5 protein-coding genes are annotated in these 6,499 nt (G+C 70.1%); all 5 read left to right on the top strand.

Annotated features, from left to right (window positions below; all coding sequences use genetic code 11):
* A partial coding sequence (dacB, locus tag M878_RS67430; protein ID WP_023547708.1) for a D-alanyl-D-alanine carboxypeptidase/D-alanyl-D-alanine endopeptidase occupies positions 1 to 1,092 on the top strand: 1,092 nt, incomplete at its 5' end.
* Positions 1,093 to 1,184: 92 nt separating this feature from the next.
* Complete coding sequence (locus tag M878_RS67425; RefSeq protein WP_031225171.1) at positions 1,185 to 2,318, top strand: zinc-dependent metalloprotease; 1,134 nt, start codon at positions 1,185 to 1,187, stop codon at positions 2,316 to 2,318.
* A gap of 191 nt (positions 2,319 to 2,509) precedes the next feature.
* Complete coding sequence (tilS, locus tag M878_RS67420) at positions 2,510 to 3,565, top strand: tRNA lysidine(34) synthetase TilS (RefSeq protein ID WP_023547706.1); 1,056 nt, start codon at positions 2,510 to 2,512, stop codon at positions 3,563 to 3,565.
* An 89-nt stretch (positions 3,566 to 3,654) separates the two neighbouring features.
* Complete coding sequence (gene hpt / locus M878_RS67415; protein ID WP_023547705.1) at positions 3,655 to 4,215, top strand: hypoxanthine phosphoribosyltransferase; 561 nt, start codon at positions 3,655 to 3,657, stop codon at positions 4,213 to 4,215.
* A gap of 214 nt (positions 4,216 to 4,429) precedes the next feature.
* Positions 4,430 to 6,469 carry an ATP-dependent zinc metalloprotease FtsH gene (gene ftsH / locus M878_RS67410; protein WP_023547704.1) on the top strand — a complete coding sequence of 680 codons (2,040 nt, stop codon included), beginning with the start codon at positions 4,430 to 4,432 and terminating at the stop codon, positions 6,467 to 6,469.
* Positions 6,470 to 6,499: the final 30 nt, after the last annotated feature.

The raw sequence follows: 6,499 nt of genomic DNA, 5'->3' as shown, positions 1-6,499 counted from the left end.
GCCGTCGTCGACATGGTGACCGGCACGCGCGTGTACGGCGCCGACGACAACAAGGCCCTCACCCCGGCCTCCACCACCAAGATCGCCACCGCGGTCGCCGCCCTGTCCGCCCTGGGCCCCGACCATCGCCTCACCACTGGCGCCGCCCTCGAACCCGACACCGGCGAACTCGTCCTGGTGGGCGGCGGCGACCCCACTCTCACCGCCCACAAGAACGCCGACGGCTGGGCCAGTCTGCGCACGCTGGCGGCGAGCAGCGCGAAAGCACTCCGGAAGCGCGGCATCCACAAGGTCACGCTCTCCTACGACACGACCCTGTACTCCGGACCCGCCCTGCACCCCATCGGCGTCAACGACAACCTGGCGCCGGTCAGCGCCCTGACCGCCGACGAGGGCCGCACCGACGACTCCACCAGCGGTCCGGCGGCCCGCGTGAACGACCCGGCGAAGGACGCGGCCGGCAAGTTCGCGGGCTTCCTGGAGGACGCCGGCATCACCACCACGGCCCCCGGTCCCTCCAAGGCCAGCACGCGCGCGGAGACCCTCGCCACGGTCTCCTCGCCCCCGCTGTCCGTCCTGGTCGAGCGCATGCTGACCAACAGCGACAACGACATCGCCGAGCACCTGGCCCGCCAGACGGCCCTCGCCAGCGGCGAGCCCGGCAGCTTCGACGGAGGTGCCAAGGCGATCTCCGCGCGGCTGACCAAGCTCGGCCTGCCGATGTCCGGCGCCGCCTTCCACGACGGCAGCGGCCTCGACCGCGACGACAGGCTCACCGCCGACCTCCTCACCGGCCTCCTGGTCACCGCCGGCGACCCCGGCCGCCCCGGCCTGCGCCCCGTCCTCACCGGCCTGCCCGTGGCCGGCTTCACCGGCACCCTGGCCGACCGCTACACCGACAGCGCGGCAGGTGTCGTACGCGCCAAGACCGGCACCCTGACCGGGGTGAACACCCTCGCCGGCACGGTCGTGGACAGCGACGGCCGCCTGCTGGCCTTCGCCTTCATGGCCTCCGGCACGGCAAACCCCGCGGAGGCCGAGTCCGCCCTGGACAAAACGGCGACGGCACTGGCGAGCTGCGGCTGCAAGTAGCCGCCGGCATCGGGTACCCCGGCAACACCCCCGGCCACCGCCGACCTCACACGGCCTGCCCGAAGCGGGAACGCTCACGTACGGTTGACAGCATGACTGGCTTCGGTGGCACCACATCTCCCGGGATGGTCGACTGGAACCTCGCGGTGGCGACCGCGACGCGGCTCGTGCGACCGGGCCCCGACGTCAGCCGCGACGAGGCCCGCGCCGTCGTCGCGGAGCTGCGCCGGCACGCGAAGTCCTCGGAGGAACACGTCCGGGGCTTCACTCGTATGGGCACCGAGGAAACCCACGACACCCCCGTCCTCGTGGTCGACCGCCCCGGCTGGGTCCGCGCCAACGTCGCCGGTTTCCGCGAGATCCTCAAACCGCTCCTGGAGAAGATGCAGGAACGCCGTGCCGGCAGCCCCGGCAGCGCCGTCCTCGGCACCGTCGGCGGCAAGGTCACCGGCGTGGAACTCGGCATGCTGCTGTCGTTCCTGTCCTCCCGCGTCCTCGGCCAGTACGAGACCTTCGCCCCCGCCACCCGCGATCTCCCCGCCGGCGAGAACGGCGGCGGCCGCCTCCTCCTCGTCGCCCCCAACATCGTCCACGTCGAGCGCGAACTCGACGTCGAGCCGCACGACTTCCGGCTGTGGGTGTGCCTGCACGAGGAGACCCACCGCACCCAGTTCACGGCCGTGCCCTGGCTGCGCGACCACCTGGAGGGCGAAATCCAGTCGTTCTTGGCGGAGACCGACGTCGACCCGATGACCTTCCTGGAGCGCATCAGGGAAGCCGCCCAGTCCCTCGCCGGAGGCCGCCCCGAGGGCGAGGAGGACGACGGCGGCCGCTCCTTCGTGGAGCTGGTGCAGACCCCGGCCCAGCGCGAGATCCTCAGCCGGCTCACCGCCGTGATGTCCCTGCTGGAGGGGCACGCCGACTACGTCATGGACGGTGTCGGCCCCAGCGTCGTACCGACCGTCTCGGAGATCCGCGAGAAGTTCCAGCAGCGTCGCGCCAAGGGCGCCTCCCGGCTCGATCTCGCCCTGCGCAAGCTGCTGGGTCTGGATGCCAAACTGAGGCAGTACCGGGACGGCGAGAGGTTCGTACGAGCCGTCGTCGAGCAGGTCGGCACCGACGGCTTCAACCGCGTGTGGACCTCGCCCAACACCCTGCCCACCAAGGCGGAGATCGCCAAACCGGCGGACTGGGTCGCGCGGGTGCACCGCAAGGCAGAGTCGTGAACGGCATGGACACGTCGTGAATGGAATCCGGCCTGCGGCAGGCGAACGCCCCTCCAATCACCCGTCCGAGGGACCGTGGGGCATGCGTAGGCGTGCAATGCTCGGGGAACCGCCCGGTTCTGTCACCATCTACACACTCTGAGTGACCGACTCGGGCTCACCCCCCGAAAACTTCATGAAGGGAACCGGACATGGGTCCCCATCCTGCGGTCGCGGCGATACGCCTGGCGGTCCGCCGCGTCCTCCACGACATCCTCAACGACGACCACACCCCCAGCGGGCTCGGCCGGCAGGCCTCCGGCGAGCGCACGCACCGGACAGCCGAGCGGTCCCCCTCCCCGCTCGTGCTCGTAGCGTGCTCCGGCGGCGCCGACTCCATGGCCCTCGCCTCCGCCCTCGCCTTCGAGGCGCCCCGGCTCGGTGTCCGCGCCGGTGGCGTCACCGTCGACCACGGCCTCCAGCCCGGCTCCGGCCTCCGCGCCGACGAGGTCGCGCTGCGCCTGCAAGAACTCGGTCTCGACCCGGTCGAGTGCGTCGCCGTCACCGTCGGCCGCGACGGCGGCCCCGAAGCAGCCGCCCGCGACGCCCGCTACGCCGCCCTCGACGCCGTCGCCGAACGCCACGGGGCCACGGCGATCCTCCTCGGCCACACCCGCGACGACCAGGCCGAAACCGTCCTGCTCGGCCTCGCCCGCGGCTCCGGCATCCGCTCCCTGTCCGGGATGGCCGCGGTCTCGGGGACCGGCGGCCGCTACCGGCGGCCCTTCCTGGCACTCGACCGGCAGACCGCCCGCAAGGCCTGCATGGCCCAGTCCCTGCCGGTCTGGGACGACCCGCACAACACCGACCCGGCCTACACCCGCTCCCGGCTCCGGCACGAAGGCCTGCCCGCGCTGGAGAAGGCCCTCGGCAAAGGAGTCGTGGAGGCGCTCGCCCGCACCGCCCAGCTCTCCCGCGACGACGCCGACGCCCTCGACGCCTGGGCCAGCCAGGCCGAGGCCTCCGTACGTGACGCCACGGGCCTGCTGGAATGCGCCAAGCTCTACGCCCTGCCGCCCGCCGTACGCCGCCGGATCCTGCGCCGCGCGGCCATCGAGGCCGGTGCCCCGGCCGGTTCGCTGTTCGCCCGCCACATCGAGGAAGTCGACCGTCTGATCACCGGCTGGCGCGGCCAGGGAGCCATCAATCTCCCGGGCAAAGTCGTCGCCCAGCGCCAGGGTGGCAGACTGGTGATTCGGCAAGGCTGAATCCCGGCCCCGCGGAGCGACCCTCCGGCGGCCGGCCCGGGCAGCCGGTGGCCGTGACTGCGGCCGTAAGTGCGGGACGACCGAAAGTGATGCGGGTGGACGCGAAAGACATGGGTGCCGACCTCCAGCAGGTGCTCATCAGCAAGGAAGAGATCGACGCGAAGCTGGCCGAGCTGGCCGCGAAGATCGACGCGGAGTACGAGGGCAAGGACCTGCTCATCGTCGGCGTCCTCAAGGGCGCCGTGATGGTCATGGCAGACCTCGCGCGGGCGCTGTCCACCCCTCTCACCATGGACTGGATGGCCGTGTCCTCCTACGGCGCGGGCACCCAGTCCTCCGGTGTCGTGCGGATCCTCAAGGACCTCGACACCGACATCAAGGGCAAGCACGTCCTGATCGTCGAGGACATCATCGACTCCGGCCTGACCCTGTCCTGGCTGATCAACAACCTCGGCTCCCGCGAGCCCGCCTCCCTGAAGGTGTGCACGCTGCTGCGCAAGCCCGACGCGGCCAAGGTCGCCATCGACGTCGAGTGGGTCGGCTTCGACATCCCGAACGAGTTCGTCGTCGGCTACGGCCTCGATTACGCCGAGAAGTACCGCAACCTGCCGTTCGTCGGTACGCTCGCGCCTCACGTCTACGGCGGCTGAGCCGGACCGGTTGGTGTGAGCCAGTCGGCTCAAGCCTTGTAGGACGATCGGGAACCCCGGCGGGTTCCGTGCCGTTGAAGCATGCAGAGACGGGTTTCCCCGCCGTCGAAGCGGCATCGTGCGGCTTCGGGCATCCATGCTGGGGTACCGTCAGAAGAACTGTCTTATCAAACTCACTATGGCAGGAGGGACGGGGCGGTACCGCTCCGTATGGATGGACGTGAAGCGATACTTCCGTGGGCCGGTCATGTGGATCGTGCTGGCCGTCCTTGCCGTGGTCGTGTTGATGCAGGTCGTCGGCTCGTCCGGCGGCTACAAGACGGTGGACACCGGCCAGGTCGTGGCGGCGATCAACGACAACAAGGTCCAGTCGGCCAAGCTGACCACCGGTGACGAGCAGAGCATCAAGGTCACGCTCAAGGACGGTTACAAGGTCGACGGCAGCTCGAAGATCCAGGCGAGCTACATCGACCGGCAGGGCGAGACCGTCGCCGGCACTCTGCAGACCAAGTACCAGGACAAGCAGATCCCGGACGGCTACACGGTGTCGCCGTCCAAGCAGAACCCGTTCGTCGGCGTCCTGCTCTCCCTGCTGCCCTTCGTCCTGATCGTGGTCGTCTTCCTGTTCCTGATGAACCAGATGCAGGGCGGCGGCTCCCGGGTCATGAACTTCGGCAAGTCCAAGGCCAAGCTCATCACCAAGGACACCCCGAAGACGACCTTCTCCGACGTCGCCGGCTGCGACGAGGCCGTCGAGGAGCTCCACGAGATCAAGGAGTTCCTGCAGGAGCCGGCCAAGTTCCAGGCCGTCGGCGCCAAGATCCCCAAGGGCGTGCTGCTCTACGGCCGCCCGGGTACCGGCAAGACCCTGCTCGCGCGCGCCGTCGCCGGCGAGGCGGGCGTCCCCTTCTACTCGATCTCCGGTTCCGACTTCGTCGAGATGTTCGTCGGTGTCGGTGCCTCCCGAGTCCGTGACCTGTTCGAGCAGGCCAAGGCGAACGCCCCGGCGATCGTCTTCGTCGACGAGATCGACGCGGTCGGCCGCCATCGCGGTGCCGGCCTCGGCGGTGGTCACGACGAGCGCGAGCAGACCCTGAACCAGCTGCTCGTCGAGATGGACGGCTTCGACGTCAAGGGCGGCGTCATCCTGATCGCCGCCACCAACCGGCCCGACATCCTCGACCCGGCGCTGCTGCGCCCGGGCCGCTTCGACCGGCAGATCGCGGTCGACCCGCCGGACCTGCAGGGCCGTCTGGAGATCCTCAAGGTCCACCAGAAGGGCAAGCCGGTCGCGCCCGACGTCGACCTGTCCGCCGTCGCCCGCCGCACCCCGGGCATGACCGGCGCCGACCTCGCGAACGTGCTGAACGAGGCCGCGCTGCTCACCGCCCGAGGCGACCAGAAGCTGATCGACAACAGGGCGCTGGACGAGGCGATCGACCGTGTGGTCGCGGGCCCGCAGAAGCGGACCCGGATCATGTCGGACAAGGAGAAGAAGATCACCGCGTACCACGAGGGCGGTCACGCCCTGGTCGCGGCGGCCTCGCCGAACTCCGACCCGGTCCACAAGATCACGATCCTGTCCCGCGGCCGCGCCCTCGGCTACACGATGGTCCTGCCGGACGAGGACAAGTACTCGACCACGCGCAACGAGATGCTCGACCAGCTGGCCTACATGCTGGGCGGCCGCGCCGCCGAAGAACTGGTCTTCCACGACCCGACCACCGGCGCCGCGAACGACATCGAGAAGGCCACCAACCTGGCCCGCGCGATGGTCACCCAGTACGGCATGACCGAGCGGCTCGGCGCCATCAAGTTCGGCGGCGACAACAGCGAGCCCTTCCTCGGCCGTGAGATGGCTCACCAGCGTGACTACTCGGAAGAGGTCGCCGCGCTGGTCGACGAAGAGGTCAAGAAGCTCATCGAGACCGCGCACAACGAGGCCTGGGAGATCCTGGTCGAGAACCGCGACGTGCTCGACCAGCTCGTCCTTCACCTGCTGGAGAAGGAGACCCTGGGCAAGGAGGAGATCGCCGAGATCTTCGCCCCGATCGTCAAGCGCCCGCCGCGGCCTGCCTGGACCGGCTCTTCGCGCCGCACCCCGTCCACCCGCCCGCCGGTGCTCTCCCCGAAGGAGCTGGCACTGACCAACGGTACGAACGGAGCGACGGCCGCGATCAGCACGGTCAAGTCCACCGCCGCGGAGTCGGCCCCGGTGACGGACCAGACCCCGGAGGACCGCTCGGAAAGCTGACGGCTTTCGGCCACCCGGCCCGGAATGAAC

The organism is Streptomyces roseochromogenus subsp. oscitans DS 12.976 (genome assembly GCF_000497445.1).
Lineage (GTDB): Bacteria > Actinomycetota > Actinomycetes > Streptomycetales > Streptomycetaceae > Streptomyces > Streptomyces oscitans.
Note: the sequence above shows the minus strand (reverse complement) of the source record. Positions and strands in the feature narration are given on the sequence as shown.

Excerpts from the sequence above, each read along its gene's own strand:
- hpt (WP_023547705.1), top strand. The coding sequence starts at position 3,655 with ATGCGGGTGGACGCGAAAGACATGGGTGCCGACCTCCAGCAGGTGCTC.
- M878_RS67425 (WP_031225171.1), top strand. The coding sequence starts at position 1,185 with ATGACTGGCTTCGGTGGCACCACATCTCCCGGGATGGTCGACTGGAAC.
- ftsH (WP_023547704.1), top strand. The coding sequence starts at position 4,430 with ATGGACGTGAAGCGATACTTCCGTGGGCCGGTCATGTGGATCGTGCTG.
- tilS (WP_023547706.1), top strand. The coding sequence starts at position 2,510 with ATGGGTCCCCATCCTGCGGTCGCGGCGATACGCCTGGCGGTCCGCCGC.